This is a genomic window from Mycolicibacterium aromaticivorans JS19b1 = JCM 16368, from assembly GCF_000559085.1.
Taxonomy (GTDB): Bacteria; Actinomycetota; Actinomycetes; order Mycobacteriales; family Mycobacteriaceae; genus Mycobacterium; species Mycobacterium aromaticivorans.
This window is the reverse complement of record NZ_JALN02000001.1, coordinates 1603649-1629482: the sequence shown is the minus strand read 5'-3', so window position 1 is coordinate 1629482 and position 25834 is coordinate 1603649. Positions and strand designations below refer to the sequence as shown.

Sequence of the window (25834 nt, the reverse complement as noted above, 5' to 3'; positions counted from 1 at the left end):
TCAGATGATCCCGAAGTCGATGACACCGCGAATCAACCGGCCCCGCATCAGGTCGTCGAAGGCATCGTTGATGTCGTCGAGGCGGTAGCGGGTGGTGATCATCTCGTCGAGGCGCAGCTGACCCGCGCTGTACATGCCTGCCAGCAGCGGGATCTCGGAACGCGGATTGCACGAGCCGAACACGGTTCCGCACAGCGTCTTGTTCATCAAGACCAGGTCCTGGATATCCAGGTGGACCGGCAGCGGCCCGGACGGGGCCATGCCGGTCAGCACACAGGTGCCCCCCTTGCGGGTGAGCGCCAGCGCGTCGCGCACATCGTCACCGGTGATGTCCGACGGCGCGACGACCACGCAGTCCGCCATCACCCCACGCGTCAGATCTCGAACCAGGTCTTTCGCGTCGGCCGCCCAGGTCGCCGTGTGGGTCGCCCCGAAGTCGACGGCCGACTTACGTTTGTTCTCAAGGGGGTCCACCGCGACGATCGTCGTCGCACCGTTGATGCGGGCGCCCTGGATGGCGGCGGTGCCGATGCCGCCGGCGCCGACCACCACGACGGTGTCTCCGCCGCGGACATTGCCGCGGTTTGCGGCCGAGCCGTACCCGGTCGGGATCGCACACGCCAGTAGCGCGGCGGGCACGAGCGGGATGTCCGGGTCGATCTTCACCAGCGAATCCGCTGCGACGACAGTGTGTTCGGCGAAGGCGCCGATCTTGGACGTGTGGCCGATGTCGTGCCCGTCGAGGGTGTGGTGGCGAAAGGTACCGTCGGTCGGCATGCCCGGCGTCAGCACCCCGGCGCCCTTGTCGCACAGGTACTCCATGCCCGACGCGCACCAGCGGCAATGCCCGCACACCGCGACGAAGGAGGTCACCACATGGTCGCCGGGACCCAGTCCGTTGACGCCGGGACCGACCTCGACGACCACCCCCGAACCCTCGTGGCCGCCAATGGTCGGGGGACGTGACGTCGAAGCGCCAGGCGGCGACATGAAGCCGTTGCGGATGTGGTCGTCGGAATGGCACAGCCCGGCGGCGGCCATCTGCACCAGCACCTCGCCGGAACGCGGGGGGTCGAGTTCGAAATCCTCCACCGACCAGGAGCCGCCGACCTCGCGGACGATCGCGGCGCGGCTTTTCATGGCACTGACATTACGGCGCGCTCTATTCCCGGGTTCGCGGAGAGTGAAACGGGGCGCACGCTCCGCTTAGTCGGGGTTAGGTTCGCAGACGTGGCAATCAAACTTGGACTTCAGATCCCGAACTTCTCCTACGGCACCGGCGTAGCCGAGTTGTTTCCGACCGTGATCGCGCAGGCCGAAGAGGCCGAGGCCGCCGGGTTCGACTCGGTGTTCCTGATGGACCATCTCTATCAGTTGCCCGGGCTCGGTGCGCCCGAGGAGCCGATGCTGGAGGCCTACACCGCGCTGGGTGCGCTGGCGAACGCCACGCAGCGGGTGCAGTTGGGCACGCTGGTCACCGGCAACACCTATCGCAACCCGGCCCTGCTGGCCAAGGAGATCACCACCCTCGACGTGATCAGCCAGGGCCGGGCGATCCTGGGCATCGGCACCGGCTGGTTCGAGCTCGAGCACGACTCGCTGGGTTATGAGTTCGGCACCTTCACCGACCGGTTCAACAAGCTGCACGAGGCGTTGGACATCATCTTGCCGATGCTCAAGGGCGAGCGAGTGACGGTGGACGGCAAGCACTACCAAACCAAAGAGGCGTTCGCCAATCCCCGCTTCCGCGACCACATTCCGCTGATGATCGGCGGCAGCGGCGAGAAGAAGACAATTCCGTTGGCCGCCAAGCACTTCGATCACCTGAACATCATCGCCGGCTTCGACGAGCTGCCGCGCAAGGTCCAGGTGGTCAAGGACGCGTGCGAGAAGATCGGCCGCGACCCCGCCACATTGGAGACCAGTGTGCTCGCGATCGCTCTCATCGACGAGAACATCACCGCCGACATGATCCCGGACGACTTCAAGCAGCAGGCCGTCTTCGGCAACCCGGAGCAGATCGCCGACCAGATCAAGACCAAGGTGCTCGACGCGGGTGTCGACGGCGTCATCCTGTCCGCAGCGACGATCAACGGGTACAAGCCGGGTGGGGTCGCCGCGGTCGGTGAACTGCTGAAGCCGATGCTGGGGCTCTAACCGACAGCCACCTTGCCGAGCCTGTAGTTATCGCGCGAGTCACTCGGACTTCTGTGCGGTGACTACAGGCTCGCGGTCGCTCTAGCGCCAGCTGGGCAGCCAGATCTCCATGTTCCACGTCGCCTGCGAGATCGGCACTCCGGTCAGCACCGGGTACAGCCAGGCGAAGTTGGTGATCACCAGCGCGATGTAGCAGCTCACCGCGATCAGCCCGAGCGTTCGTCGTTCGGCACTCTGATTGCGCGCATGCAAGATGTCGCCGAGGATCAGCGCGATCGCCATCACCAGGAACGGCGCCATCGGCACGGCGTAGAAGAAGTACATCTGCCGGTCGATGTCGGCGAACCAGGGCAGGAACCCGGCGCCGTAACCGGTGAGCACGACGGCGTAGCGCCAGTCGCGACGAACGAACGCGCGCCACACCGCGTAGAACAGGACCGGCACCGCCAGCCACCACATCGCGGGGGTGCCGACCAGCATCACGGCCTTCACGCAGGAGGCGGCGCCGCAGCCCGGAACGTTCTGGTTGTCGATCGCATACAGCACCGGCCGCAACGACATCGGCCACGTCCACGGTTTGGACTCCCACGGGTGATGGTTGCCGTTCGCGTTCGTCAGCGTCGCATGGAAGTGAAACGCCTTGTACGTGTAGTGCCACAGCGACCGGATCGCATCCGGCGGCTGATACCACTGCCGCTCACCGATCGACTGGCCCACCTCATACCGGTTGACGCCGGTCTCGGAGGAGAACCACCACGCGTACGACGCGAGGTACACCGCGAACGGAATCGCCAGGAATACATAGGCCGTCGGCCCGATGTCGCGGCGGATCGCGCCGAACCACGGCCGCGGCACCCGGTATGCGCGCCGGGCCGCGATGTCGAACGCCAGCGACATCGCGCCGAAGAACACGATGTAGTACAGCCCCGACCACTTCGTCGCCGTTGCCACGCCCAGCAGCACGCCCGCGCCGAAGCGCCACCACCGAACCCCGAGACGGGGACCCCACGGCGTCTCGGCGATGCGGCCCTCGAGCAGCGCGTTGTGCATTCGCTCGCGGACCTGGTCGCGGTCGACGATCAGCGCCCCGAACGCCGCGACCACGAAGAAGGTCTGGATGCCGTCGAGCAGCGCGGTGCGTGCCGCGACGAAGCTCACCCCGTCGGCGATCAGCAGCAGCCCGGCCATCGACCCGACCAGCGTGGAGCGACTGATCCGCCGCACGATCCGAACCACCAGCAGGACCAGCAGCACGCCCAACACGGCGCTGGTGAACCGCCAGCCCACCCCGTTGTAGCCGAAGATCGCCTCGCCCAACGCGATCATCTGCTTGCCCACCGGCGGGTGCACCACCAGCCCGAAGCCGGGGTTGTCCTCGACGCCGTAGTTCGACAGCATCTGCCAGGCCTGCGGCGCGTAGTGCTTCTCGTCGAAGATCGGGGTGCCCGCGTCGGTGGGCGAACCCAGGTTCATCAACCGGGTCAGCGCGGCCAGCGCGGTGATGATCGCCGTGGCCACCCAGCCCTCGATGCGATCGACCGGGCCGAAGTCGGCGACCGGCACCAACGGTCCCGGACTGATGACGGGCACATGGCGTTCGTGCACGGCGAGGTCATCGGCTGTCGTGGACATCGCCTGCGATCGTAGGCTGTCGGGCGTGACGACTGGGCGACTGATCCTCGGCGCCACGCCGCTGGGTCAGCCGGGGGACGCGTCGAAACGACTGGTCGACGCCCTCGCGACCGCCGACGTGGTGGCCGCCGAGGACACCCGGCGGGTGCGCTCGCTGGCCCAATCACTGGACGTGCGGATCGCCGGGCGGGTGGTCAGCCTGTTCGACCAGAACGAGGCGGCCCGGGTGCCGGCGCTGCTCGACGACATCAAGGCGGGCGCCACCGTGTTGGTGGTCAGTGACGCCGGGATGCCGCTGATCAACGATCCCGGCTATCGGATGGTGACCGCGTGTATCGAGGCTGACCTAACCGTCAGCTGTCTGCCCGGCCCGTCGGCGGTCACCACCGCACTGGCGGTCTCCGGCCTGCCGTCGGACCGGTTCTGCTTCGAGGGATTCGCGCCTCGCAAGCAGTTCGCGCGACGGACCTGGCTGGCCGGCTTGGCCGCTGAGCAACGCACCTGCGTGTTCTTCGAATCACCCCGCCGGCTGGCCGACTGCCTGCGCGACGCGGTCGACGAACTCGGCCCGGACCGGCGGGTGGTCGTGTGCCGTGAGCTGACGAAGGTGCACGAGGAGATCCTTCGCGGCTCGCTGGCCGAGCTTGCGCAGTGGGCGGACGACACAGTGCTCGGCGAGATCACCGTGGTGCTCGCCCCCGCGGTTCCGACCACCGACCTGCCGACGCTGGTCGCCGAGGTCGAACTGCTGGTCGCCGACGGCATGCGGGTCAAGGACGCCTGTACCCAGGTGGTCGACACCCATCCGGGTGCACCGGCGAAACGGGAGCTCTACGACGCGGTGCTGCGAGCCCGCGACGCGTAGAGAACCGGCGCGGCCTTGTCGAGGCATTCCTGCCATTCGGCCATCGCATCGGAGTCGGCCGTGATGCCGCCGCCTACGCCGAGCACCGCCCCGCCGGCCGCATCGAACTCGACGGTGCGGATTGCGACGTTCAGTTCGGTGCCCGCGATCGGGGAGGCCATTCCCAACGTCCCGCAGTACACGCCGCGAAGCCGTGGTTCCCACTGTGAAAGTAGTTGCCGGGCACGGGTTTTCGGAGTTCCGGTCACCGAAGCCGGGGGGAAGGTCGCGGCCAGCAGTGCGCCGTTGGGGATCTCGGGGCGGACTTTGGCCGCCACCGTCGACACCAGGTGCCACACCCCGGGTGCGGCCCGGACCGTGAGCAGTTCGGCGACGGTGACGGTGCCGGTGTCGGCGGCCCGGCCGAGGTCGTTGCGCACCAGATCCACGATCATGATGTTCTCGGCGACGTCCTTGACCGACGCCCGCAGTTCGTCCGGCGACCGGTGCAAGGGCAGCGTCCCCTTGATCGGACTGGACGCCACGTCGTCGCCGGTACGCCGCAGGAACAGTTCCGGTGACAGCGATGCCACCGCGCCCCAATCGCCGGCCAGGTAGGCGGCCCGCGCCGGTGTGGTCCGGGTGACGGCGTCGGCGAAGAACTCCAACGACGAGCCGCGCAGCGTGCCGGTGAACTGTGTGCACACGCAGGCCTGATACACCTCGCCGGCCTCGATCGCCGCCAGGCAGGCCAGCACGCCGTCTTGGTGGCGCGCGAAATCGGGTTTTTTCCAGTCGATGTCGTAAGTCAGCGGCGGGGCCGGGGACGACAAGGCGTCGGCCACCCATCCCGCGATCGGTGCGGCGGAGAGGCTTTCGTGCCACCAGCAGCCGTCGCGGTCCAATCGCAGCACGTTGTCGGTCCAGCCGCCGGCCGCCTCGGGGATTCGCGGCGGCGCACCGTCGGCCGTTGCGTCGGGATAGGACAGGTAGCCGATCCAGCCGCCACCGACCGCGTCACCGCGGTGACCGGGCGGCACCGGGAACACCGCTGTGGGCTCGACCGCCCGCACCGAGAGGGTGGGGGCGATCACCGCGCCGGCGCCGAACCATTCACCGGCCAGAGCGGCGGGTGGCGCCAGTCCGCGCAGACGCGCGCCGGCGGCCACGGCGCGCAGGACTTCGGCGGCGGTGCCGAGGTCCCCGAGCCGGTCGATGCGCATCGCCATAGCCTGACGCCTGCGGTCGGCAGACGCAAAGGATCAGCGGCTGATCTCCCTGCGCACGGTGACGGCGGCCAGCTTGTCCGGGTTGCGCATCGCGTAGAAGTTGGTGATCGTCCCCTCGGTGATCTCCACCAGCATCACAGACTCGGCCTGCTCACCGCGGAAGACGACGATCGCGGGCGCCCCGTTGTAGTTCGCCCCCTCGATCCGGTACTCCGGCGTCGCCTGGCGGAACAGCCCGATGATGAGCCTGGCGACCTTGGCCGGCCCCAGCACCGGACGGCGGGCGGCACTGACCTTGCCGTCACTGTCGGAGGTGAATACCACGTCGGGCGCCAGCATGCCCATCAGCCCGTCCAGGTCGCCGGTCGCCGCCGCCATCAGGAATTGCGCGGTGATCTGCTCGGACTGTTGCGGGTCCGAGGGGGAAAACCGGCGCCGCCGCGAGTGCACATGCTCGCGGGCGCGATGCGCCATCTGCCGCACCGCGGCCGTGGATTTACCTATCGCATCGGCGATTTCGTCGTGGCTGAAGCCGAACACCTCGCGCAGCACGAACACCGCGCGCTCGTCGGGAGTCAGCGTCTCGAGCACCACGAGCATCGCCATCGACACCGACTCGGCCAGCACGACGTCGGCGGCCCCGTCGTGCTCGTCGAGCAGCAGCGGTTCAGGCAGCCACGGCCCGACGTAGTCCTCCCGGCGGCGGGACTGCGAGCGCAGCGTGTTCAGCGCCTGCCGGGTGACCAGCTGGGCCAGATACGCCTTGGTGTCCTGAACCGCATCCAGATCGACTGTCGCCCAACGTAAATAGCTGTCCTGCAACACGTCGTCGGCCTCAGTGGCCGACCCGGTGATCTCATAGGCGATGGTGAACAGCAGCGGCCGCAGCAGGGTGAACCGGTCGGCGTGCTCGTCGGCCGCTGTCACCGGGTCGCCACCGGCTCGGGGGCGGGGCGCTTGCCGCCGCCCTTGATCCAGAAATAGGAGCCCGGCTTGCGGGCCTCGCGGCGCAGGAAGCCGATGGTGCCTTTGCACACCGCCTCCTTGATCGTCGCCGCCGCACGGCCGCCGATGTACAGCGGTAGCGGAACGTCGTTGGTGCGGGCGAGCTGAATGGTCGCGCCACCCCGGCCGAGACTGACGCACTGACCGGTGAACGCCTGGCTGATCACAGCGGGCTGATCCCCGGCGAGGCGGGCAAGCACGGTGTTGGCGGCCTGGGCGCCCAGCGGGATCGCGGCCTGGCAGCTCATCCGCAGCGGCTGCCCCGACGGGGCGGCGGCATCGCCGGCCGCCACGATGCGGTTGCTGTCCACACTGGTCAGGGTCTCGTCGGTGAGGAGTCGTCCGATCGCGTCGGTACGCAGGCCAGAGCGTGTCGCGAGATCAGGGACCCCGAACCCCGCGGTCCAGATCGTCACCGTGCTCGCCAGCCTGCGCCCGTCGGCCAGGGTGACCGCATCGGCAGCCACCGCGGTCACCACGGCCTGCGGTCCGTCGACGATCTCGACGCCGAGCTTGCGCAGCTGCTTGGCCACCGACCGGCGCCCAGGCGTGCTCAGGTAGGGCCCGAGGACCGGACCGCACACCAGCGTGACCGTACGGCCCTGCTCGGCCAGTTCGGCAGCGGTCTCGATGCCGGTCGGGCCGGCGCCGACCACACACACCGGGGCGCCGTAGTGCAGGTCGGCCAGCGCGGTGGTCAGCCGCTGCGCTTCTTCGAGATCGGCGATGGGATAGGCGAATTCGTCCGCACCCGGCACCGCCGGTCGGGCAGAGCCGCTGCCCACCGCGTAGATCAGGTAGTCATAGGAGAGCGGCGGCCCGCTGAACAGTTCGACCTGCCGCGTCTGCGTGTCGATTCGGGTGGCGGCGTCGACCACCAACTCGATACCGGGACCGAGGATCTCGGCGTAGTCGACGACTCCGTCGTCGGAACCGGTGATCAGCTGATGCAGCCGGATGCGTTCGACGAAATCGGGGCGCGGGTTCACCAGGGTGATCTCGACATCGGGTCGCTGCCGCAGATGGTTGGCTGCGATCACTCCGGCGTAGCCGCCGCCGATCACCACAACTCTGGCGCGTTGCTCGGTCATCACATCTCTCCTTTGAGGTCGCTTGAGCGTGCTGACCTCGAGACACCAGTGGGCCGGTGGATGTGACGCTACGTGACGCAGCTCACTATGTCGGCTGGTCGCTGGTGATGGTCGGCGTGCCGCCTGTGAGCGTGATCTCCGCACTAGTGGGTGCGACATACCGCGGGAAGACGCCGGCTGGCGCCGGCAGCGGAGTGCCGGGCGCGATGCGCACCGCGACGGCGCCGAAGTCACGCGCGGACTCCGGCTGCCCGAGCAGATCGAGAAGGGCGGCTGCCGATGTCGGGACGACGGGCTGCATCAGCAGCGCGGCGATCCGAACCACCTCCAGCGTCACGTAGAGCACCGTGCGGAACCGCTCCTGATCGGCGGCGGCCTCTGACTTGCGCAGCACCCATGGTTCCTGAGCGGAGAAGTACCGGTTGGCGGCGCCCAGCGTCGCCCAGATCGCTTCCAGTGCCAGGTGCATGGCCGGCACGTCGAAGTGCGCGCGCACCGTGGGGAGAAGTTCGTCGGCGAGCGCCAGCAGCTCCCGGTCGGCGTCGCTGAACTCACCAGGCTCCGGCACTCGCGCGCCGAGGTTCTTGTTGACCATCGACAGCGAGCGCTGCGCCAGGTTGCCGAACTCGTTGGCCAGGTCGGCGTTGATCCGGCCGATGATGGCGTCCTCGCTGTAGCTGCCGTCCTGACCGAACGGCACCTCGCGCAGCAGGAAATACCGCACCTGGTCCAGGCCGAAGGCGTCGACGAGCGCGAACGGGTCGACGACGTTGCCCACCGACTTACTCATCTTCTCGCCGCTGTTGAGCAGGAAGCCGTGCACGAAAACCCTTCTGGGCAACTCGATTCCGGCCGACATCAGAAACGCGGGCCAGTACACGGTGTGGAACCGGATGATGTCCTTGCCGATCATGTGCAGATCGGCGGGCCAGTACTTGCGGAACGACTCGGAGTCGGTGTCGGGGAAGCCGGCACCGGTCAGGTAGTTGGTCAGCGCGTCGACCCACACGTACATGACGTGATCGGGATGGCCCGGCACCGGAACCCCCCAGTCGAAGGTCGTCCGCGAGATCGACAGGTCGCGCAGGCCACCCGAGACGAAGCTGACGACCTCGTTGCGGCGGACATCGGGACCGATGAACTCCGGGTGCGCCTCGTAATGGGCCAGCAGGCGCTGCGCGTAGTTCGACAACCGGAAGAAGTAGGTCTGCTCTTCGGTCCACGTCACGGGCGTGCCGGTCTCGATGGAGTACTTGTTGCCGTCGGCGCGGGTTTCGAGCTCGTCCTCGGTATAGAAGCGTTCGTCGCGCACCGAATACCAGCCCGAGTACGAGTCCAGATAGATGTCGCCTGCGGCGTCCATCCGCTTCCAGATCTCGATCGAGGCGTCGATGTGGTCTGCGTCGGTGGTCCGGATGAAGCGGTCGAAGGACGCCCCGAGTTTTTCTTGCATCGCCTGGAACGCATCGGAGTTGCGGCGGGCCAGCTCCGCGGTCGGGATGCCCTCGGCGGCGGCGGTCTGCGCCATCTTCAGCCCGTGCTCGTCGGTTCCGGTCAGGTATCGCACGTCGAAGCCGTCGAGCCGCTTGAAGCGGGCGATCGCATCAGTCGCGATGTACTCGTAGGCGTGCCCGATGTGCGGCGCACCGTTGGGGTAGGCGATCGCGGTGGTCAGGTAGTACGGCGGCTTGGTCATGGCGAACTCAACCTTAAGGTGTTGGCGTGGGGAACCATCAGAAGAGGAGGGAGCCACCTCCGCCACCTCTACCGTTGACGCCGCTGATCGACGCACACACCCACCTCGACGCCTGTGGCGCCCATGACGCCGCCGACGTCCGCGCGATCATGGACCGCGCGCAGGCAGCCGGGGTGCTGGCGGCGGTGACGATCGCCGACGACCTCGACGCAGCCCGCTGGGCCGCCGAGGCAGCCACCTGGGACCCGCGCGTCTACGCCGCGGTGGCGCTGCATCCGACCCGCGCCGACACGCTCACCGACGACGCCCGCAGCGCGCTGGAACAGCTGGCGTCCACCGAGCGGGTGGTGGCGGTCGGCGAGACCGGCATGGACCTGTACTGGCCCGGCAAGCTCGACGGCTGTGCCGACCCTTCGGCTCAGCGAGAGTCCTTCGCCTGGCACATCGATCTGGCCAAGCGCACGGGTAAGCCGCTGATGATCCACAACCGCGACGCCGACACCGAGGTGCTCGACGTGCTGCGCGCCGAGGGCGCCCCCGAGACGGTGATCTTCCACTGCTTCTCCTCGGGCCCCGAGATGGCCCGGACCTGCGTCGCCGCCGGGTGGGTGCTCAGCCTGTCCGGCACGGTCAGCTTCCGCAACGCCCGTGACCTGCGCGAGGCGGCGGCGCTGATCCCGCCAGGGCAGCTGCTGGTCGAGACCGACGCCCCGTTCCTGACCCCGCACCCCTACCGCGGGGCACCCAACGAGCCGTATTGCCTGCCGTACACGGTGCGTGCGCTGGCCGAGGTCGTCGGGCGCCCGGCGGAGTTGCTGGCTGAACAGTCTTCGGACACCGCACGGCGGGTCTACGGTCTCTAAGGGTCTGTTGAGAGCGGCGGGCCCGGGTTGCTCCGGGCCGGGATGGTTCGTTACCGTCTTGTGATCAAAGGGGAGCCACATTGGCGCCCCTGTTGCTTTTTAGTGCTTAGGCAGGACCGAAACTCTTGAATGCGTTGACCAAGCTGCATCAGTCGCCGTCACCGATCCTTCGTCTCGTCGTCGCCGCAGTGCTGCTGACGCTGGCCGGTGCCGGGGCGTTCGCGGTGAGCTCCCACAAGACCGTGATCCTCAACGTCGACGGTGCCCAGCTGAAGGTCAGCACGATGAAGTCGAGGGTCATCGACGTCGTCCAGGAGAACGGCTACTCCGTCGGCGAGCGCGACGACCTCTTCCCCGGCGCCAACCAGCCGGTCGCCAATGCCGAGACGATCGTGCTGCGCCGCAGCCGCCCCCTGCAGATCTCGCTGGACGGCCAGGACGCCAAGCAGGTGTGGACCACGGCGTCGACCGTGGACGAGGCGCTGGCCCAGCTGCGGATGACCGATACCGCCCCGGCTGCGGCCTCGCGTGGCAGCCGGTTGCCGCTGGAGGGCATGGCCCTTCCCGTGGTGAGCGCCAAGACGGTCCAGATCAACGACGGCGGAGTGGTCAACACCGTGCACCTGGCCGCGCCGAATGTGGCAGCCCTGCTGGCGGCCGCGGGCGTGCCGCTGGAGCAAGCCGACTCGGTGGTGCCGGCGCCGTCCTCGCCGGTGATCGCCGGTATGCAGATCCAGGTCACCCGGATCCGCGTGGAGAAGGTCACTCAGCAGATGCCGCTGGCACCGAACGCTCAGCGGATCGAGGACCCGACGCTGAACATGAGCCGCCAGGTCGTGGAGGATCCCGGGACGCCCGGCTTGCAAGACGTAACTTTTGCTGTCGCCAAGGTCAACGGGGTGGAAACGGGTCGGCTTCCCGTTGCCAACACCGTTGTTGTGCCGGCGCGTGATTCGGTCTTGCGGGTCGGCGCCAAGCCCGGCACCGAGGTGCCGCAGGTGTTGAATGGACCCATTTGGGATGCCATTGCCAGGTGCGAAGCGGGCGGTAACTGGGCGATCAATACCGGTAACGGTTACTTCGGGGGTGTGCAATTTGATCAAAACACCTGGGAAAGAAACGGCGGACTGCGCTATGCTGAGCGAGCCGATTTGGCAACCAGAGAAGAACAAATTGCGATTGCTGAAGTAACAAGATCGCGACAAGGCTGGGGAGCGTGGCCCGTGTGTGGTAGGGGTGCATCGTGACAATTCGTTTACTCGGGCGGACAGAGATCAGAAATCTGGCCAAAGAACTCGACTTCAAGCCGCGTAAGTCTTTGGGACAGAATTTCGTACACGATGCAAATACCGTGCGTCGTATTGTCTCCGCCTCGGGGATAAACAAGCACGATCATGTCCTGGAAGTCGGCCCCGGCCTCGGCTCTCTGACGCTGGCGTTGCTGGACCGCGGCGCGACGGTGAGCGCGATCGAAATCGACCCGGTGCTGGCCCAGCGTCTGCCCAAGACGGTTGCGGAGCATTCGCACAGCGAGATCCACCGGCTGACCGTGCTCAACCGCGACATCCTCGGCATCGAGCGCTCCGACCTGGTCGAGCCGCCCACCGCCGTGGTGGCCAACCTCCCGTACAACATCGCCGTCCCGGCGCTGCTGCATCTGCTGGCCGAATTCCCGTCGATCCGGACCGTGATGGTGATGGTCCAGGCCGAGGTGGCCGAGCGCCTGGCCGCCGAACCCGGCGGTAAGGACTATGGCGTGCCCAGCGTCAAGGTCCGGTTCTTCGGCAAGGTCCGCCGCTACGGCATGGTGTCGCCGACGGTGTTCTGGCCGATTCCGCGGGTCTACTCCGGTCTGGTGCGCATCGATCGCCACGAGACCTCGCCGTGGCCGACCGAGGACGACTTCCGTGAGAGCGTGTTCGATCTGATCGACATCGCCTTCGCGCAGCGCCGCAAGACGGCCCGCAACGCGTTCCTGGAGTGGGCCGGCTCCGGCAACGAGTCCGCCGAACGCCTGCTGGCCGCCAGCATCGATCCCGCCCGGCGCGGGGAGACGCTGACGGTCGCCGACTTCGTGCGGCTGCTGCAGCGCTCGGGTGACTTCACTGCGTCGACGGACTCCTCCGAAGGACCGTCGCGACCGGCTCAGGTGTTCTGAGCGCTTCGCACCGCTTCGGCGAGGTGATGCACCAACTCGGTGCATGACGGGTATCGCCGGTCTGGATCCTTTGCGATCGCCCTGGCCAGAACCAGGTCGAACGACCTCGTCAGCCAGGGGATCCGTGTCGACACCTCCGGCGGCGGACTGTGCACGTGGGCGTCCATCAGCGCCAGCGGATTGTCGTACGCGAACGGCGGTGCGCCGATGAGCAATTCCAGGGCGGTGCAAGCCAGCGCGTACTCGTCTGTCGCTGCTTGGGGGAGGCGGCCCTGCAGCAGTTCGGGTGCGGCGTAGGGCAGCGAGGTCAGCACCTGCGCAGGACGGTGCCAGACGTCCTCGGCGAGGATGTGCGCGACGCCGAAGTCGATGAGAACCGCGCCGAATTCGGAAAAGTTCTGGTGCACAAGAATATTCGTGGGTTTGACGTCACTGTGCACGATACCGTCATGGTGGGCGTGGTCGAGGGCCGCGGCGATCTGGTCGAGCGCCGCCAGCCGGGTCGCCAGCGAGCTCAGCCGGGTGGCGTCGCCGCCGTCGACGTATTGCATGGCCATCCAGTGCCGGCCATGGTCGTAGACGGTCACGATGTGGCGGTGGCGCAGCCGGTCGGCGATGCGGTATTCCCGGGCCAGCCGGGCGATGCTTGCCGGGGTGCGGTGGTCGTCGTCGAGTACTTTCACTGCGACCAGTTCCGGTGTCCGGCCGGCCCCGCGGGCCAGGTAGACCATCGCCTCGCCGCCGCGGCCCAGCTCGTTTTCGACGACGTAGCCCGCGAACGACTGCCCGGGTTTCGTCACGGTTCGACCCTAGAGCGCGGGTCGGTGACGGCCGGGGGAATTGGCCACGGCGCGATAGTCTCGACCGGTGTCCTCGTCCAACGGTTCTATCGCTGCCGAATGGGTGCCGACCGGATCGGTGACCGTGCGCGTACCGGGCAAGGTGAATCTGTACCTGGAGGTCGGTGACCGCCGCGTCGACGGCTATCACGAGCTCGCTACGGTCTTCCACGCCGTGTCGCTGGTCGACGAGGTGACGGTGCGCAACGCCGACGTCTTGTCCTTGCGAGTCGTCGGGGAGGGCGCTGATCGGCTCCCCGTCGACGAGACCAACATCGCCTGGCAGGCCGCCGAGCTGATGGCCGATCACATCGGGCGTGCGCCCGACGTGGAGATCACCATCGACAAGTCGATACCGGTGGCCGGTGGAATGGCCGGCGGCAGCGCCGACGCGGCGGCGGTTCTGGTTGCGATGAACAATCTGTGGGAGCTGGGCGTGCCGCGCCGCGACCTGCACGCGCTGGCCGCCGAGCTGGGAAGCGACGTCCCGTTCGCTCTGCACGGCGGCACGGCGCTGGGCACCGGTCGAGGCGAAGAGCTGGCTACGGTTTTGGCCCGCAACACATTTCACTGGGTGCTGGCCTTCGGTCAGGATGGACTGTCCACGGCGGAGGTCTATCGCGAGATCGACCGGCTCCGCGAAGCGGGCGATCCACCACGGCTGACCGATCCCGAGCCGCTGCTGGGAGCACTGGCCGGCGGCAACCCGCGTGACCTGGCCCCCCTGCTGGGCAACGATCTGCAGGCCGCGGCGCTGAGCCTGGCCCCGGGGCTGCGCCGGACCCTGCGCGCCGGTGCCGAAGCGGGTGCGCTGGCCGGCATCGTCTCAGGATCCGGGCCGACGTGTGCGTTCCTGTGTGAGTCGGCGTCCGCCGCGGTCGACGTGGGCACGGAACTGGCCGGCGCCGACGTGTGCCGCACCGTTCGGGTGGCCAACGGGCCGGTTCAGGGCGCCCGGATGGTGCCGGGCCAGCCGGCCTGACCAGATCGTCCCTGGTCGCTGCGCCCCAGCCCTCGGGAATATGTGACGCGCTTCTCATTAGGCCGTAAAACTTGGCGGTAACTTAAGGGGAGTTTAAGATGATCGACGGTGACAACTAGCGGCTCGGTACTGCACACATATGCATCGCCCACCCCGGTCCGGGGCGGGCGGTCGCCAGGCGGTACCGGCACATCATCACCATTTCGATATCGAACCGCTCCCCAGTCGTACTGGCGTGCCTCCTATGCAGGGCGTTCTGGCCGGTGGAGCATGAAATACAGGGCGTTCGCTTCATCCCCAACGTCGCTGATCAGCCAGCTCCGGATGCCGAGGAGGTCGTCGTGAGCCGTTTCACCGACAAGATGTTCCACAGTGCCTTGACCAGCAGTAAGGGCATGGTCACCGGGGAACCGCACGAGCCGGTTCGGCACACGTGGCGTGAGGTGCACGAGCGGGCGCGTCGCATCGCGGGCGGCTTGGCGCAGGCCGGGATCGGCCTCGGTGACGCAGTCGGTGTGCTGGCCGGCGCTCCGGTGGAGATCGCGCCGACCGCCCAGGCGCTCTGGATGCGCGGCGCCAGCCTGACCATGCTGCATCAGCCCACTCCGCGGACCGACTTGGAGCAGTGGGCCAAGGACACCGCCACCGTCATCGACATGATCGAGGCCAAGGCCGTCATCGTCTCCGACCCGTTTCTCGTCGCGGTGCCGGTACTGGAAGAGCGCGGCGTGAAGGTGCTCACGGTGGAGGCGCTGCTTGCCGCCGAGCCCGTCGACCCGGTCGAGACCTCCGAAGACGATGTCGCGCTGATGCAGTTGACCTCCGGGTCGACCGGCTCGCCGAAGGCCGTCATCATCACGCACCGCAACATCCACTCCAACGCCGAGGCGATGTTCATCGGGGCCAAATACGACATCGAGAAAGATGTCATGGTCAGCTGGCTGCCCTGCTTCCACGACATGGGCATGGTCGGGTTCCTGACCATCCCGATGTACTTCGGTGCCGAGTTGGTCAAGGTCACGCCGATGGACTTCCTGCGCGACACCCTGCTGTGGGCCAAGCTGATCGACAAGTACAAGGGCACCATGACCGCGGCGCCGAACTTCGCGTACGCGTTGTTCGCCAAGCGCCTTCGCCGCCAGGCCAAGCCCGGCGAGTTCGACCTGTCCACGCTCCGCTTCGCTCTGTCCGGTGCCGAGCCCGTGGATCCCGCAGACGTTGAGGACCTGCTGGACGCCGGCAAGCCGTTCGGCCTCCAGCCCGAGGCGATCCTGCCGGCCTACGGCATGGCCGAGACCACTCTGGCGGTCTCGTTCTCCGAGTGCGGCGCGGGCCTGGTCGTCGACGAGGTCGACGCCGATCTGCTGGCCGCACTGCGCCGCGCCGTTCCCGCATCGAAGGGCAACACCCGCCGGCTTGCCACGCTCGGCCCGCTGCTCAAGGACCTCGAGGCGCGCATCGTCGACGAGGACGGCAACGTGTTGCCGGCCCGCGGTGTGGGCATCATTGAGCTGCGCGGTGAGTCGCTGACGCCCGGCTACATCACCATGGGTGGCTTCGTGCCCGCGCAGGACGAATGCGGCTGGTACGACACCGGTGACCTCGGCTACCTGCTGGAGAACGGTCACGTCGTGGTGTGCGGCCGGGTCAAGGACGTCATCATCATGGCCGGCCGCAACATCTACCCGACCGACATCGAGCGGGCCGCCGGACGTGTGGAAGGGGTGCGCCCCGGCTGTGCGGTCGCGGTGCGCCTGGATGCCGGCCACTCCCGCGAGACCTTCGCGGTGGCCGTCGAATCCAACGCCTGGCAGGATCCCGCCGCGGTGCGGCGCATCGAGCACGAAGTGGCACACGAGGTGGTCGCCGAGGTCGACGTGCGCCCGCGCAACGTTGTCGTCCTCGGGCCGGGCACCATTCCGAAGACGCCGTCGGGCAAGCTGCGTCGCGCCAACTCGGTCGCGCTGGTCACCTAGCCCTGTTCAGACCCGGCAGCTGATCTCCATCGCATCGGAGTCCCGCACCGGAAAGCTCACGCCGACAAAACCGTTCGCGGGGTCGCGGACGTACTCGACATACGGCTGCGCGTCGGCCAGTCCGGTGTTGTCGGCGACCACCAGGGCCCCGTCGCTCAGCCGAGGCTCCAGCACCTGGACGACCGGGACGTACAGATCCTTCCAACCGTCCAGTAGAACGAACCCCACCGTCTCGTCGATGGTGGCGAGCGTCTGCGTGGCATCGCCGGCAAGCACGGTGATCAGATCGTCCAGACCGACCCCGGCGAAGGTCTTCCGGGCGGCGGCGACCTTGGCGGCGCTGAGCTCGGTGGTCACCACCCGCCCGCTGCCGTTGTCCCGGACCGCGCTGGCCAGATGAATTGTGGAGAGCCCCAACGACGTTCCGAACTCCACCACGAGTGCAGGCCGGGTCGCGCGGACCAGGGTGTAGAGCAGCAGGCCCGACTCGGGGGTCACCGGAAGATAGAAGTCGCTGAACGCGTCGGCGCGTTCCTGTGCGGTCTTCGCCGCCCGCAATTGGGCGCCGCGCTCGTGGAGTTGGGCCATCTGCCCGCTTGCTTCGGCATACATACGGTCGATGGCCGCGGCCACCTTAGGATCGCGCAGGGTGTTCACCGCGCCGAGGCTACTCCCGCTTTCTGACGAATCGGCGGCGCCGCCGGCTCCCGGTCGCCTGACGGCTGGGGGACCAGAAGGACCGGAATGGTGGTGTGGGACAGAACCGCCGCCGCGACGCTGCCCTGTAGGTGTCCGAACAGACCGCTGCGACGGTGCGGACCGAGAACGATCAGGCCGGCGTCGTGCTGATCGGCGGCGTCGACGATGCCCTTCCAGGTCGGTGCCGCCTCGATCGCGAGGCTGCACGACTCGAATCCCGCCGCACGCGCCAGGGTGGCGCCGTGCGCGGCGGTCTGTTCGGCGGCCCGGCGGACCTCGCCGGCGCAGTCGGCGTCGAATGGCCGGTTGTCGCTCGGCGCGAAGCCCACGTCGACCGGCTGCCAGACGCAGACCACCACAGCGTCACGATAGGGTGAAAGCTGTTGCGCAGCTTGGGTAATCGCATACCGGGCCAAATCGGAACCGTCGTAGGCGAAGAGTATCGGGCCTGCCGCGTGCGACGGGTGACGATGCGCGACGGGCGGTGTGGAAGGCTGCGCGGCGATGGCGGGGGGTGCGGGCGGCAGGCCACGCAGACGCGCCAGCAGCGGAGGTGAGTACCACGCAGGGGAGTCGCCGTCGAGGAACTCGTCGAGATCCGGTGTCTGCGGGCGGGCGCCGCTGAGCGCGTAGACGGCGACGCCGAACATCGCGCCGCCGATCGCGAGTGCGAATCCCACCCACAGGGCGACGTTGGTGCCTTCCAGCAGGTCACCGGAGTAGCGCGTCGCGAGGTGCGCGAAGATCGGGGCCACCATGAATGCTGCGACGGCGCGCAGCAATTCGATGATCGCGAACACGCGCTGGAGGCTGTTGGACCGCAGGGAGAACCCGGCGACGAACAGAGCGGGCGCGACGGTGGCGCCCAATGCCAAGCCCGTCAGCGCGGAACCGACAAGTGCCAGGGGCACATTCGCCGGCAGCGATGCCCGGAACACCGCGATACCGGCCGCCAGCAAGCCCATACCGACGAGCGGCAGGAAGTGCATGGCACGGCGGCTGATGACGACGCCGAACACCACGGCCATGACGATCGCGCCGCCCAGCTCCGGTAGGTAGAGCAGGCCCACCTGAACCGGGCTGAAGTGCTGCATGAACACGGCCGCGGTGAGAGTGGTTGCGGCGATCGATGCGGCCGCGGCGAACAATGCGACGCCGACGCCCGCCACCGGGATCGCACTGGTCAACATCGTGCGGATGGTCAGCAGCGGTCGGTGCGCGCGGAACTGGTACACGATCAGCGCCACGATGAGGGCCAGGCCGCCGAACATCGGTGCGGTGACGGCGAAGTCGGAGATCTCGTGGGTGCTCAGCTGCGCCGCGCCGACGAACGCGGCCGTACATCCGACGGTCGCCAGCCCGATCGCCTTCAGATCGCGCGGCGCCTCCGGGTCGGCAGGAGGTGCGTCGTCGAACGTCAGCGCCGCCAGGACGAGAGCCGCCAGTGCGACGGCGGCGACGATCCAGAACAGCGGCCGCCAGGCGTGCGCCTCGGCCTGCACACCGCCGAGGAACGGCCCGAGTGCGACGGCCCCGAACACGCACATGTTCATGATGACCGCGGTGTTGCGGAGCTTGTCCCGCGGAAATCCGATCGTCAGCGGCGGGGCGGCGGCGATCAGCAGCATGCTGGTCGCAAGTCCCTGCAGGACGTGGCCGGCGATGAAGGCGGTGGCATTCGGCGCGGCCGCGGCGATGACCGATCCGATGACGAGGACCACGGCGTACAGGAGCAGCATTCGCCGCTGCGGAAGATGTTGCGCGAATTGCACCGCGAGCACCGTACCGACGGCGTAGGCCGCGTTACCCAGACCTGAACTCAGTGCCATCGCCTGGGTCGTCATGTGCAATTGCTCGGTGATGATCGGCACGAGCGGATCCAGCGCGGCCGACAGCGCAAGGTAGGGGATCAGGGCGAGGGTGACCATGGCGGCCACCGCCGGATAGCGCCCCGCGAGCGGGCCCTGGCGCATCAGCTCGGTCCTACGGTCGCTGCTGCGTGAGCGCGATGCGCCGACACCGGATGTGGGGACGCGAGAAGACAGGGCATGGCGTGAAACAACTTTACATAGGTAACAAATATTCCGCATTTCGCGCGATGACGTGCTCCGCATCACCACCCATCTGGGTATGTAGTACTATACCTAGGTATGCGTCCTCAACTCTCCGACCATCCGACTGTGCAGGCGGTGCGGGCCAGGCAGCGCACAACGCCGGCGCCGCTGATCGACGCCGAGTGGCTCCGTGAGATCTGTCTGGCCGCCGGCGCCGACGACGTGGCATTCGCCGCTGTCGACAACCCCGACCTCGCGGGCGAACGCGAGCACGTCGAGGCTGCCCTGCCCGGCACGCGAAGTTACATATCGCTGGTGGTCCGGATGAATCGGGACAACGTGCGCTCGGTCGCGCGCAGTGTGGCCAATCAGGAGTTCCACCGCAGCGGGGAGATCATCAACGAGGCCGCGCACCGGATCACCCGCGCCCTCGAGGATGCCGGCCACCGGGCGCTCAACCCCTCGGCCACGTTCCCGATGGAGATGGACCGCTACCCGGGCCGGATCTGGGTGGTCGCCCACAAGCCCGTCGCGGTGGCCGCGGGACTGGGTGTGATGGGCATCCACCGCAATGTCATCCACCCCAAATTCGGCAACTTCGTTTTGCTTGCCACAATTCTCGTTGACGCACCGGTCAGTAGTTACGGTGCACCACTGGACTATTCACCCTGCCTGGAATGCAAGCTCTGTGTGGCAGCCTGCCCCGTCGGTGCCATCAAGAAAGACGGCGAGTTCGACTTCCTGGCCTGCTCGGTGCACAACTACCGCGAGTTCATGGGTGGATTCACCGACTGGGCGCAGACCATCGCCGACAGCGAGGATGCGGCCGACTTTCGTTCGCGGGTAACCGATTCGGAGAACGCCTCGATGTGGCAGAGCCTGTCGTTCAAGGCCAACTACAAAGCGGCCTACTGCCTGGCGGTCTGCCCGGCCGGCGAGGATGTCATCGAACCCTATCTGGATGACCGCAAAGCCTTTATGGACCTGGTGTTGCGGCCGTTGCAGGAGAAGGTGGAAACCCTTTACGTGCTGCCCAATTCAGCGGCGAAGGCACATGCCGAGCGACGCTACCCGCACAAGCCGGTCAAAGTCGTCGACTCCGGGGTGCGGGGGCGCGCGTAGGCTGGTGCGATGGAGCGGGCGCTCGGCTGGATGGGTGTTTTCGGTTCCGCGTTCGCGATCGTCGCGGTGCTCGCTCTCGACGCCACGCTCGGCGGGCAACACATTCGCGGCGGACGATTGCGTGCCGCCACCATCTCCGAGTACGTGTACACCTCGGGCGGCGCGGCTTTCGTCGCGGCCGTGCTCATCCTGGCGGTCGCGTCAGCGGCATTGCTGCACGGCCTGATCCGTGCCGGACGGGTTCGGCTGCGCTCGGCAGGTTCGGTGCTGATGATGCTGTGGGTGGTCGGCCTGCTGGGCGTCGTGGCATTCCCCAAGCACAACTGGGTCACCGGTCCGAGTGCGTCGGGCACCGTGCACCGGCTCGCGACGCTCCTCGCCTTCGTCGCGCTGCCACTTGCGGTGTTGCTGATCGCCCGTGGCCGGGACGTCACCGTTCGAGCCGCCAGATGGTTTACTGCAGTCGGAATCGGTTGGCTGGCAGTGCTGTTCGGGGCGATCGCGGTCGGTGTGGCGACTGGTCGACCGTGGTGGAAACTGATCCCGCTCGGCGTGGTGGAACGAGGGATCGCCGGGTTCGAGGTGGCTGCGCTGATTGCGCTGGGCCTGTGGCTCGTGCGTGGGGAGCGCGCCGATCCTCCTCGCGAGCGGCAGGCGTCATCGCGTCGAGAACGTCATAGACACTCCACCAGCGGGCCTCGTGTTCCAGCGGGGAGATCCGTCCCTCCGCAAGATCGAGATCCGCATGATCCAGGGCCCGCGCCATGACGCGCAGCTGTTCATACCGTCGCTCGGTCTCGTGGTGGTGCACGCCCGCTACTTTGATGGCCCACAAGGTGCGCACCCGCATCCGCGTCTCGCCCGTTAACGCGAATGTGATTGCCCCAGCGGCGATATAGATCATCGTCCCGGCGATCAGCGCGGTTGCCGACATTCCGACGGCCTCGCCGCCGATCTGCAGGACCAGCCACAGTGTGGCTCCCCACAGCGGCCAGGTGCGCCACGCCCGCACCCTGCGTCGTTCCCACGCGGTGATGCCGGGTGGGAACACCACAAGGCGATAGCGGGCGACGCCGTAGCGCGCCGGGTAGGCGTCGAAAGAACCCCAGACAGAAGTGGTCACGCAGTCAGGTCTACGCCCGCGGGCGTATCCCCGTCCTCGGTCTATACGGAATCCTGACGCCCGCCCGGCGAACCCTTACGGATTCACCAGGCGTGCACTTGATTCTGGGCTGGCTCCAGCCCGGCCTCGATCAGCAACTCGGTCGCGTCGGCGGCCTGCTCGCAGATCGACGGGACCTCCGCGCGCTCGGCCGCAGTGAACGGCTCCAGTACGTACGCCGCCGGGTCCTTGCGTCCCGGCGGCCGGCCGACCCCGATGCGGACCCGTTGAAAGTTCTTGGTCCCCAACGCATTGGCCACAGATCGCAAGCCGTTGTGGCCGCCCTCGCCGCCGCCCAGTTTCAGGCGGATGCGGCCGAAGTCGATGTCGAGCTCATCGTGGATGACGATGATGTCGGCCGGCATGACCGAGTAGAACTTCGCCAACGGACCGACCTGGCGCCCCGACTCGTTCATGTAGGTGCGCGGCTTGGCCAGCACCACGGGACGATGCGCCAGCCGGCCGGTCACGACCTCCGCGCCGGAGCGCTTGTGCACCTTGAACTGTGCGCCGATGCGCCCGGCCAGCACGTCGGCCACCATGAAACCGAGGTTGTGCCTGGTTTTGGCGTACTGCGAGCCCGGGTTGCCCAGACCGACAACCAGCAGGGGATCGGCCACCGAGCAGTCTTACTCGGCCTCGGCCGACTCGCCCTCGGGGGCTTCGGCTGCCTCGGCAGCGTCGGCGGCCTGCTCCTCGATCGACTCGCCGCCACCCTCGGCCTCGAGCTCCTCGGCGGTCGGGGCGGTCACGATGTTGACGACCAGCAGTTCGGGATCGCTGATCAGCGTCACGCCTGCGGGCAGCTCGACCTGGCCTGCGGTGATCTGGGTGCCCTCCTCGGCGCCCTCGATCGACACGACCAGCTGCTGCGGGATCGACATGGCGTCGGCCTCGATCTCGATGGTATTGGCATCCTGGGTGACCAGGGCGCCCGGTGCGGCGTCGCCCTCGAGGGTGACGTTGACCTCGACGGTAACCTTCTCGCCGCGGCGAACCACGATGAGGTCTGCGTGCTGGATGCTCCGGCGGATCGGGTGCACGGAGAGGGCCTTGGTCAGTGCCAGCTGCTCCTTGCCGTCGATGTCGAGGGTCAGCACCGCATTGGTGCCGGCCTTGCGCAGAACGGCGGCGAAGTCGTGGGCGTCGAGCTCGAGGTGCTGGGGCTCGGTGCCGTGGCCGTACAGGACGACGGGAACTTTGCCGTCGCGGCGGGCCTGGCGCGAGGCGCCCTTGCCGGTCTTGTCCCGCACGCCGGCGGTGAGGTTGTTGGTGGCGTTCTTGGCCATGAGGGGTGCTCCTGTTGCCTGTCGTGGGTCATCCGCACGGCTGAGGCAAGGCACCAATGAAAGGAAGCCTCGTCGATAACGGTGGCTGGACCACCCTCGCCGTGACGCGGCCCCCAGGGTAACCGATCAGGGGTTCAGAGCGGAAATTCGATGCCGGTGAGCTGCTCGGACAGCCGCCAGAGCCCGGCGGCGGTGGTCTGGTTGCGGGCCAGCGGGCTGCGCGGTGACTGGCCGGTCGGCCCGCGCATGGCGAACTTGGGCCCGATGAAGCTGTTACCGGGCAGATCCTCGGCAGCGGCGTACAGGGTCTGGCGGGCGCCGAAGTCGGCGCTGGTGGCGAACACCGCGTTGCCGGCGTCCCAGATCCGGGTGCCCATCCGGTTGCCGGTATGGCCCTGCAGGTTGGTCGCCGAGTAGCCGGGATGGGCGGCGTGCGACATCAGCGATGACCCGGCGGCGTCGAGGCGTTTCTGCAGCTCACTGGTGAACAGCAGGTTGGCCAGCTTGGACTGGCCGTAGGCCAGCCACGCAGAATACGGCCGGGCCTTCCAGTTCAGGTCCTTCAGGCTGATCTTGCCGAGCAGGTGCATGAACGACGAGACCGTGACGACCCGGTCGGTCACTTTGGGCAGCAGCAGGTTGGTCAGCGCGAAGTGGCCCAGGTGGTTGGTGCCGATCTGGCTCTCGAATCCGTCCTTGGTGACGGCGTAGGGGACCGCCATGATCCCGGCGTTGTTGATCAGGATGTCGACGCTCTGGACGCCTGCGGCGAAGTCGCTGATCGAGCTCAGGTCCTGGAGGTCGAGGCTGCGCACCTCGACGTCGCCGGTCATGGTGGCGGCGGCTTCCGCACCCTTGGCCGCGCTGCGGCAGGCCAGAATGGTGTGTGCGCCGACGCGCGCCAACTCGCGCGCGGTGATCAGCCCCAACCCGCTGTTGGCTCCGGTGACGATGACGGTGCGTCCGGCGAACGACGGCAAATCTGCGGCGGTCCAACTCATGTGAGTCACTCTAGGGGGACCCGGCGCAGCGGGCAGAGGCTACTTCTTCAGGGCGACGTTGAACCCGGAGATGATCGCCTCGACATCGGTGGACGCCGCGGCGGCCTGATCGGCCAGGGTGGTCACCGTCAGCTGCACCAGGTAGCGCTGGAACGCGGGCGCCGGAGTCACCGGGATCACCACGCGGTTGTAGGAGTGCAGTCGCTTGCCGTTGAGGTCGTAGCTGCCCTCGATCATCGACGACGGGAACCCCTTGAAGTCGGCGGAGGACGCGTTGAGCTTGGTGAAGTTCTGCGACATCTCGGCATCGGCGCTGGCGTGCTTGAGCGCCTCGCCCACGTCGAAGTTGCCGGTCAGCTTGAACACGATCACCATCGCCGTCGGATAGGTGTTGTTCTTGGCGATGACTTCGGTGCCCGGCGAGAAGTTCGAGTTGTCGTATTTTGTCCAGCCCGGTGGCCGCGGCAGCGTGACGGTGATGTCGGTGAGCTTGTCCAGCGGAATCTGCTCGCCGACGACGCCGACGCCGTAGAGGTACTCGGCGATCGGTTGCGGCTTGCCCGAGGTGGTGGGGGCGGCCGTGGTGGTGGTCGCCGGTGTGCTCCAGATCGAGGAGTAGTCCGGCGGCTTCGACCCGCACGCCGCCACGGTCGTGGCCAGCGCGATGCACAGGACTGCGCTACCCACCCTCACAGAATGTCGTGCACCGATTCGATCGGCCGGGCCAGCCGGGTGCCCTTGTCGGTCACCACGAACGGGCGCTCGATGAGGATCGGGTTGGCCGCCATGGCATCCAGCAACTCGTCATTGCTGGCGTCGGCGAGATTCAGTTCGCTGTACAGGGATTCACGCTTGCGGACCGCGGCGCGTACATCGATGCCGGCGTCGGCGATCAGCGTGGCGATCTCGGCGCGCGACGGCGGTGTCTTGAGATATTCGACGACCTCCGGCGCAAGTCCGTTGTCGCGCAGCAGGTCCAATGTCTTGCGGGAGGTGCTGCAGCGCGGATTGTGGTAGATGGTGCTTGCCAACTACGCGTCCCCGTCGAAAAGACCTGTCACCGAACCATTTTCGAAGACCGCGCGGATTGTGCTCGCCAGCAGCGGGGCGATCGAGAGCACCGTCAGCTGCGGGAATCGCTTGGACTCGTCGATCGGCAGGGTGTTGGTGACGATAACCTCGCGGGCACCGCTGTCAGCCAGTCGCTCGCGGGCCGGATCGGACAGCACGCCGTGGGTGGCGGCGATGATGACGTCCTTGGCGCCGTCGTCGTGCAGCAGCCTGACCGCACCGGCGATGGTCCCACCGGTGTCGATCATGTCGTCGGTGAGTACACAGGTCTTGCCGGCCACGTCACCCACGACCCGGTTGGACTTCACCTGGTTGGGCACCTTCGGGTCGCGGGTCTTGTGGATGAACGCCAGCGGTGTGCCGCCGAGGGCGTCGGCCCACTTCTCGGCCACGCGCACGCGACCCGAGTCGGGCGACACCACGACAATGTTCTCGCAGTTGTAGTTGTCCCGGATGTAGCCGGTCAGCAGCGGCTGTGCCCGCATGTGATCGACCGGGCCGTCGAAGAAGCCTTGGATCTGATCGGTGTGCAGGTCCACGGTGACGATGCGGTCGGCGCCCGCCGTCTTGTAGAGGTCGGCGACCAGCCGGGCGGAGATGGGTTCACGGCCGCGGTGCTTCTTGTCCTGGCGGGCGTAGGGATAGAACGGCAGGATCGCGGTGATCCGCTTGGCGCTGCCGCGCTTGAGCGCGTCGATCATGATCAGCTGTTCCATCAGCCACTTGTTCAGCGGCGCGGGATGGGACTGCAGGACGAACGCGTCGCAGCCACGCACCGATTCGTCGAAGCGGACGAAGATCTCACCGTTGGCGAAATCTCGTGCGGTCTGCGCAGTGACCTGGACGTCGAGCTCTTTGGCGACCTGATCCGCCAGCTCCGGGTGCGCGCGGCCCGAGAAGAGCATCAGATTTTTGCGGTTGTCGGTCCAGTCCGTGCCCACTGTGTGCTGCCCTTGCCGGTCGG

The 25834-nt window shown here is 67.5% G+C and carries 24 protein-coding genes and 1 pseudogene; 9 read left to right on the top strand and 16 right to left on the bottom strand.

Going from position 1 to position 25834, the window contains the following annotated elements:
* Complete coding sequence (locus Y900_RS07835) at positions 1 to 1140, bottom strand: NDMA-dependent alcohol dehydrogenase (protein ID WP_036340935.1); 1140 nt, start codon at positions 1138 to 1140, stop codon at positions 1 to 3.
* Between the two features lie 90 nt (positions 1141 to 1230).
* Here Y900_RS07835 and Y900_RS07830 point away from each other — a divergent pair, with 90 nt between their 5' ends.
* The gene (locus Y900_RS07830) at positions 1231 to 2157 is read left to right on the top strand and encodes an LLM class F420-dependent oxidoreductase (RefSeq protein WP_036340933.1); all 927 of its coding nucleotides are present in this window, start codon (positions 1231 to 1233) and stop codon (positions 2155 to 2157) included.
* 81 nt (positions 2158 to 2238) lie between these two features.
* On the opposite strand, the gene Y900_RS07825 is transcribed toward Y900_RS07830, so the two are convergent.
* On the bottom strand, positions 2239 to 3789 hold the full coding sequence (locus Y900_RS07825; RefSeq protein WP_036340930.1) for a dolichyl-phosphate-mannose--protein mannosyltransferase: 1551 nt from the start codon (positions 3787 to 3789) through the stop codon (positions 2239 to 2241).
* 25 nt (positions 3790 to 3814) lie between these two features.
* Here Y900_RS07825 and rsmI point away from each other — a divergent pair, with 25 nt between their 5' ends.
* Positions 3815 to 4654, top strand: coding sequence for a 16S rRNA (cytidine(1402)-2'-O)-methyltransferase (rsmI, locus tag Y900_RS07820; RefSeq protein ID WP_036340928.1), 840 nt, complete (start codon positions 3815 to 3817; stop codon positions 4652 to 4654).
* Here the strand turns inward: rsmI and Y900_RS07815 are convergent.
* The 4 genes from Y900_RS07815 to metG form a co-directional block, all read right to left on the bottom strand.
* Positions 4621 to 5856, bottom strand: a complete 1236-nt coding sequence (locus Y900_RS07815; RefSeq protein ID WP_036346143.1) for an aminodeoxychorismate synthase component I — start codon at positions 5854 to 5856, stop codon at positions 4621 to 4623. The two genes, rsmI and Y900_RS07815, sit on opposite strands and share 34 nt — an antisense overlap.
* A gap of 39 nt (positions 5857 to 5895) precedes the next feature.
* Positions 5896 to 6789: an RNA polymerase sigma-70 factor gene (locus Y900_RS07810; RefSeq protein ID WP_036340926.1), complete on the bottom strand. Its 894-nt coding sequence runs from the start codon at positions 6787 to 6789 to the stop codon at positions 5896 to 5898.
* Complete coding sequence (locus tag Y900_RS07805; protein WP_036340924.1) at positions 6786 to 7958, bottom strand: NAD(P)/FAD-dependent oxidoreductase; 1173 nt, start codon at positions 7956 to 7958, stop codon at positions 6786 to 6788. The genes Y900_RS07810 and Y900_RS07805 overlap by 4 nt, the downstream gene beginning before the upstream one ends.
* A gap of 85 nt (positions 7959 to 8043) precedes the next feature.
* Positions 8044 to 9654, bottom strand: coding sequence for a methionine--tRNA ligase (gene metG / locus Y900_RS07800; protein WP_051659950.1), 1611 nt, complete (start codon positions 9652 to 9654; stop codon positions 8044 to 8046).
* A gap of 26 nt (positions 9655 to 9680) precedes the next feature.
* On the opposite strand from metG, the gene Y900_RS07795 reads away from it, so the two are divergent.
* The 3 genes from Y900_RS07795 (at position 9681) to rsmA (ending at position 12675) form a co-directional block, all read left to right on the top strand.
* Complete coding sequence (locus Y900_RS07795) at positions 9681 to 10517, top strand: TatD family hydrolase (RefSeq protein ID WP_036340921.1); 837 nt, start codon at positions 9681 to 9683, stop codon at positions 10515 to 10517.
* 125 nt (positions 10518 to 10642) lie between these two features.
* Positions 10643 to 11764, top strand: a complete 1122-nt coding sequence (locus Y900_RS07790) for a resuscitation-promoting factor (protein WP_036340920.1) — start codon at positions 10643 to 10645, stop codon at positions 11762 to 11764.
* The gene (rsmA, locus tag Y900_RS07785) at positions 11761 to 12675 is read left to right on the top strand and encodes a 16S rRNA (adenine(1518)-N(6)/adenine(1519)-N(6))-dimethyltransferase RsmA (RefSeq protein WP_036340917.1); all 915 of its coding nucleotides are present in this window, start codon (positions 11761 to 11763) and stop codon (positions 12673 to 12675) included. Before Y900_RS07790 ends, rsmA begins: the two co-directional genes overlap by 4 nt.
* On the opposite strand, the gene Y900_RS07780 is transcribed toward rsmA, so the two are convergent.
* On the bottom strand, positions 12663 to 13475 hold the full coding sequence (locus Y900_RS07780; RefSeq protein WP_036340914.1) for a serine/threonine-protein kinase: 813 nt from the start codon (positions 13473 to 13475) through the stop codon (positions 12663 to 12665). The two genes, rsmA and Y900_RS07780, sit on opposite strands and share 13 nt — an antisense overlap.
* 67 nt (positions 13476 to 13542) lie before the next feature.
* Between Y900_RS07780 and Y900_RS07775 the strand changes: the two genes are divergently transcribed.
* Positions 13543 to 14496 (top strand): 4-(cytidine 5'-diphospho)-2-C-methyl-D-erythritol kinase, encoded by a 954-nt coding sequence (locus Y900_RS07775; protein ID WP_036340912.1) that lies wholly within the window; start codon positions 13543 to 13545, stop codon positions 14494 to 14496.
* A 341-nt stretch (positions 14497 to 14837) separates the two neighbouring features.
* On the top strand, positions 14838 to 16472 hold the full coding sequence (locus tag Y900_RS07770; protein WP_036346139.1) for a fatty acyl-AMP ligase: 1635 nt from the start codon (positions 14838 to 14840) through the stop codon (positions 16470 to 16472).
* A 6-nt stretch (positions 16473 to 16478) separates the two neighbouring features.
* Here the strand turns inward: Y900_RS07770 and Y900_RS07765 are convergent, their stop codons facing one another.
* Together Y900_RS07765 and Y900_RS07760 are read right to left on the bottom strand one after the other, a co-directional pair.
* Positions 16479 to 17084, bottom strand: coding sequence for an O-methyltransferase (locus tag Y900_RS07765; protein ID WP_051660344.1), 606 nt, complete (start codon positions 17082 to 17084; stop codon positions 16479 to 16481).
* Between the two features lie 41 nt (positions 17085 to 17125).
* Entirely contained in the window at positions 17126 to 19144 is a 2019-nt protein-coding gene (locus tag Y900_RS07760; RefSeq protein WP_036340906.1) for a universal stress protein, read from the bottom strand.
* A gap of 177 nt (positions 19145 to 19321) precedes the next feature.
* On the opposite strand from Y900_RS07760, the gene Y900_RS07755 reads away from it, so the two are divergent.
* Both Y900_RS07755 and Y900_RS07750 read left to right on the top strand, forming a co-directional pair.
* Positions 19322 to 20347 (top strand): epoxyqueuosine reductase, encoded by a 1026-nt coding sequence (locus Y900_RS07755; RefSeq protein ID WP_036340903.1) that lies wholly within the window; start codon positions 19322 to 19324, stop codon positions 20345 to 20347.
* 9 nt (positions 20348 to 20356) lie between these two features.
* Positions 20357 to 21115, top strand: coding sequence for a DUF998 domain-containing protein (locus Y900_RS07750; RefSeq protein WP_081845026.1), 759 nt, complete (start codon positions 20357 to 20359; stop codon positions 21113 to 21115).
* Here Y900_RS07750 and Y900_RS33690 read toward each other — a convergent pair.
* From Y900_RS33690 to Y900_RS07720, 7 genes and pseudogenes are all read right to left on the bottom strand, one after another.
* A pseudogene (locus tag Y900_RS33690) lies at positions 21069 to 21470 on the bottom strand (DUF6611 family protein); the annotation flags it as partial. The gene Y900_RS07750 and the pseudogene Y900_RS33690 overlap by 47 nt on opposite strands.
* An 83-nt stretch (positions 21471 to 21553) precedes the next feature.
* The gene (gene pth / locus Y900_RS07745; RefSeq protein WP_036340902.1) at positions 21554 to 22129 is read right to left on the bottom strand and encodes an aminoacyl-tRNA hydrolase; all 576 of its coding nucleotides are present in this window, start codon (positions 22127 to 22129) and stop codon (positions 21554 to 21556) included.
* A gap of 9 nt (positions 22130 to 22138) precedes the next feature.
* On the bottom strand, positions 22139 to 22798 hold the full coding sequence (locus Y900_RS07740; protein WP_036340899.1) for a 50S ribosomal protein L25/general stress protein Ctc: 660 nt from the start codon (positions 22796 to 22798) through the stop codon (positions 22139 to 22141).
* Positions 22799 to 22932: 134 nt separating this feature from the next.
* Positions 22933 to 23799: an oxidoreductase gene (locus Y900_RS07735; RefSeq protein ID WP_036340896.1), complete on the bottom strand. Its 867-nt coding sequence runs from the start codon at positions 23797 to 23799 to the stop codon at positions 22933 to 22935.
* A gap of 39 nt (positions 23800 to 23838) precedes the next feature.
* Positions 23839 to 24492, bottom strand: coding sequence for an LpqN/LpqT family lipoprotein (locus Y900_RS07730; RefSeq protein WP_036340894.1), 654 nt, complete (start codon positions 24490 to 24492; stop codon positions 23839 to 23841).
* A complete protein-coding gene (gene arsC, locus Y900_RS07725) occupies positions 24489 to 24830 on the bottom strand; it encodes an arsenate reductase (glutaredoxin) (RefSeq protein ID WP_036340891.1) in 342 nt (113 codons plus the stop codon). Before arsC ends, Y900_RS07730 begins: the two co-directional genes overlap by 4 nt.
* Positions 24831 to 25811, bottom strand: a complete 981-nt coding sequence (locus Y900_RS07720) for a ribose-phosphate diphosphokinase (protein ID WP_036340888.1) — start codon at positions 25809 to 25811, stop codon at positions 24831 to 24833.
* Positions 25812 to 25834: the final 23 nt, after the last annotated feature.

Bases quoted from the DNA above. Each gene is read 5' to 3' on its own strand.
- Y900_RS07740 (WP_036340899.1), bottom strand. From the start codon at position 22,798: ATGGCCAAGAACGCCACCAACAACCTCACCGCCGGCGTGCGGGACAAG.
- Y900_RS07835 (WP_036340935.1), bottom strand. From the start codon at position 1,140: ATGAAAAGCCGCGCCGCGATCGTCCGCGAGGTCGGCGGCTCCTGGTCG.
- Y900_RS07805 (WP_036340924.1), bottom strand. From the start codon at position 7,958: ATGACCGAGCAACGCGCCAGAGTTGTGGTGATCGGCGGCGGCTACGCC.
- Y900_RS07755 (WP_036340903.1), top strand. From the start codon at position 19,322: ATGCGTCCTCAACTCTCCGACCATCCGACTGTGCAGGCGGTGCGGGCC.
- Y900_RS07760 (WP_036340906.1), bottom strand. From the start codon at position 19,144: ATGCGCCAGGGCCCGCTCGCGGGGCGCTATCCGGCGGTGGCCGCCATG.
- Y900_RS07825 (WP_036340930.1), bottom strand. From the start codon at position 3,789: ATGTCCACGACAGCCGATGACCTCGCCGTGCACGAACGCCATGTGCCC.
- Y900_RS07815 (WP_036346143.1), bottom strand. From the start codon at position 5,856: ATGCGCATCGACCGGCTCGGGGACCTCGGCACCGCCGCCGAAGTCCTG.
- metG (WP_051659950.1), bottom strand. From the start codon at position 9,654: ATGACCAAGCCGCCGTACTACCTGACCACCGCGATCGCCTACCCCAAC.
- Y900_RS07735 (WP_036340896.1), bottom strand. From the start codon at position 23,799: ATGAGTTGGACCGCCGCAGATTTGCCGTCGTTCGCCGGACGCACCGTC.
- Y900_RS07750 (WP_081845026.1), top strand. From the start codon at position 20,357: ATGGAGCGGGCGCTCGGCTGGATGGGTGTTTTCGGTTCCGCGTTCGCG.
- Y900_RS07765 (WP_051660344.1), bottom strand. From the start codon at position 17,084: ATGTATGCCGAAGCAAGCGGGCAGATGGCCCAACTCCACGAGCGCGGC.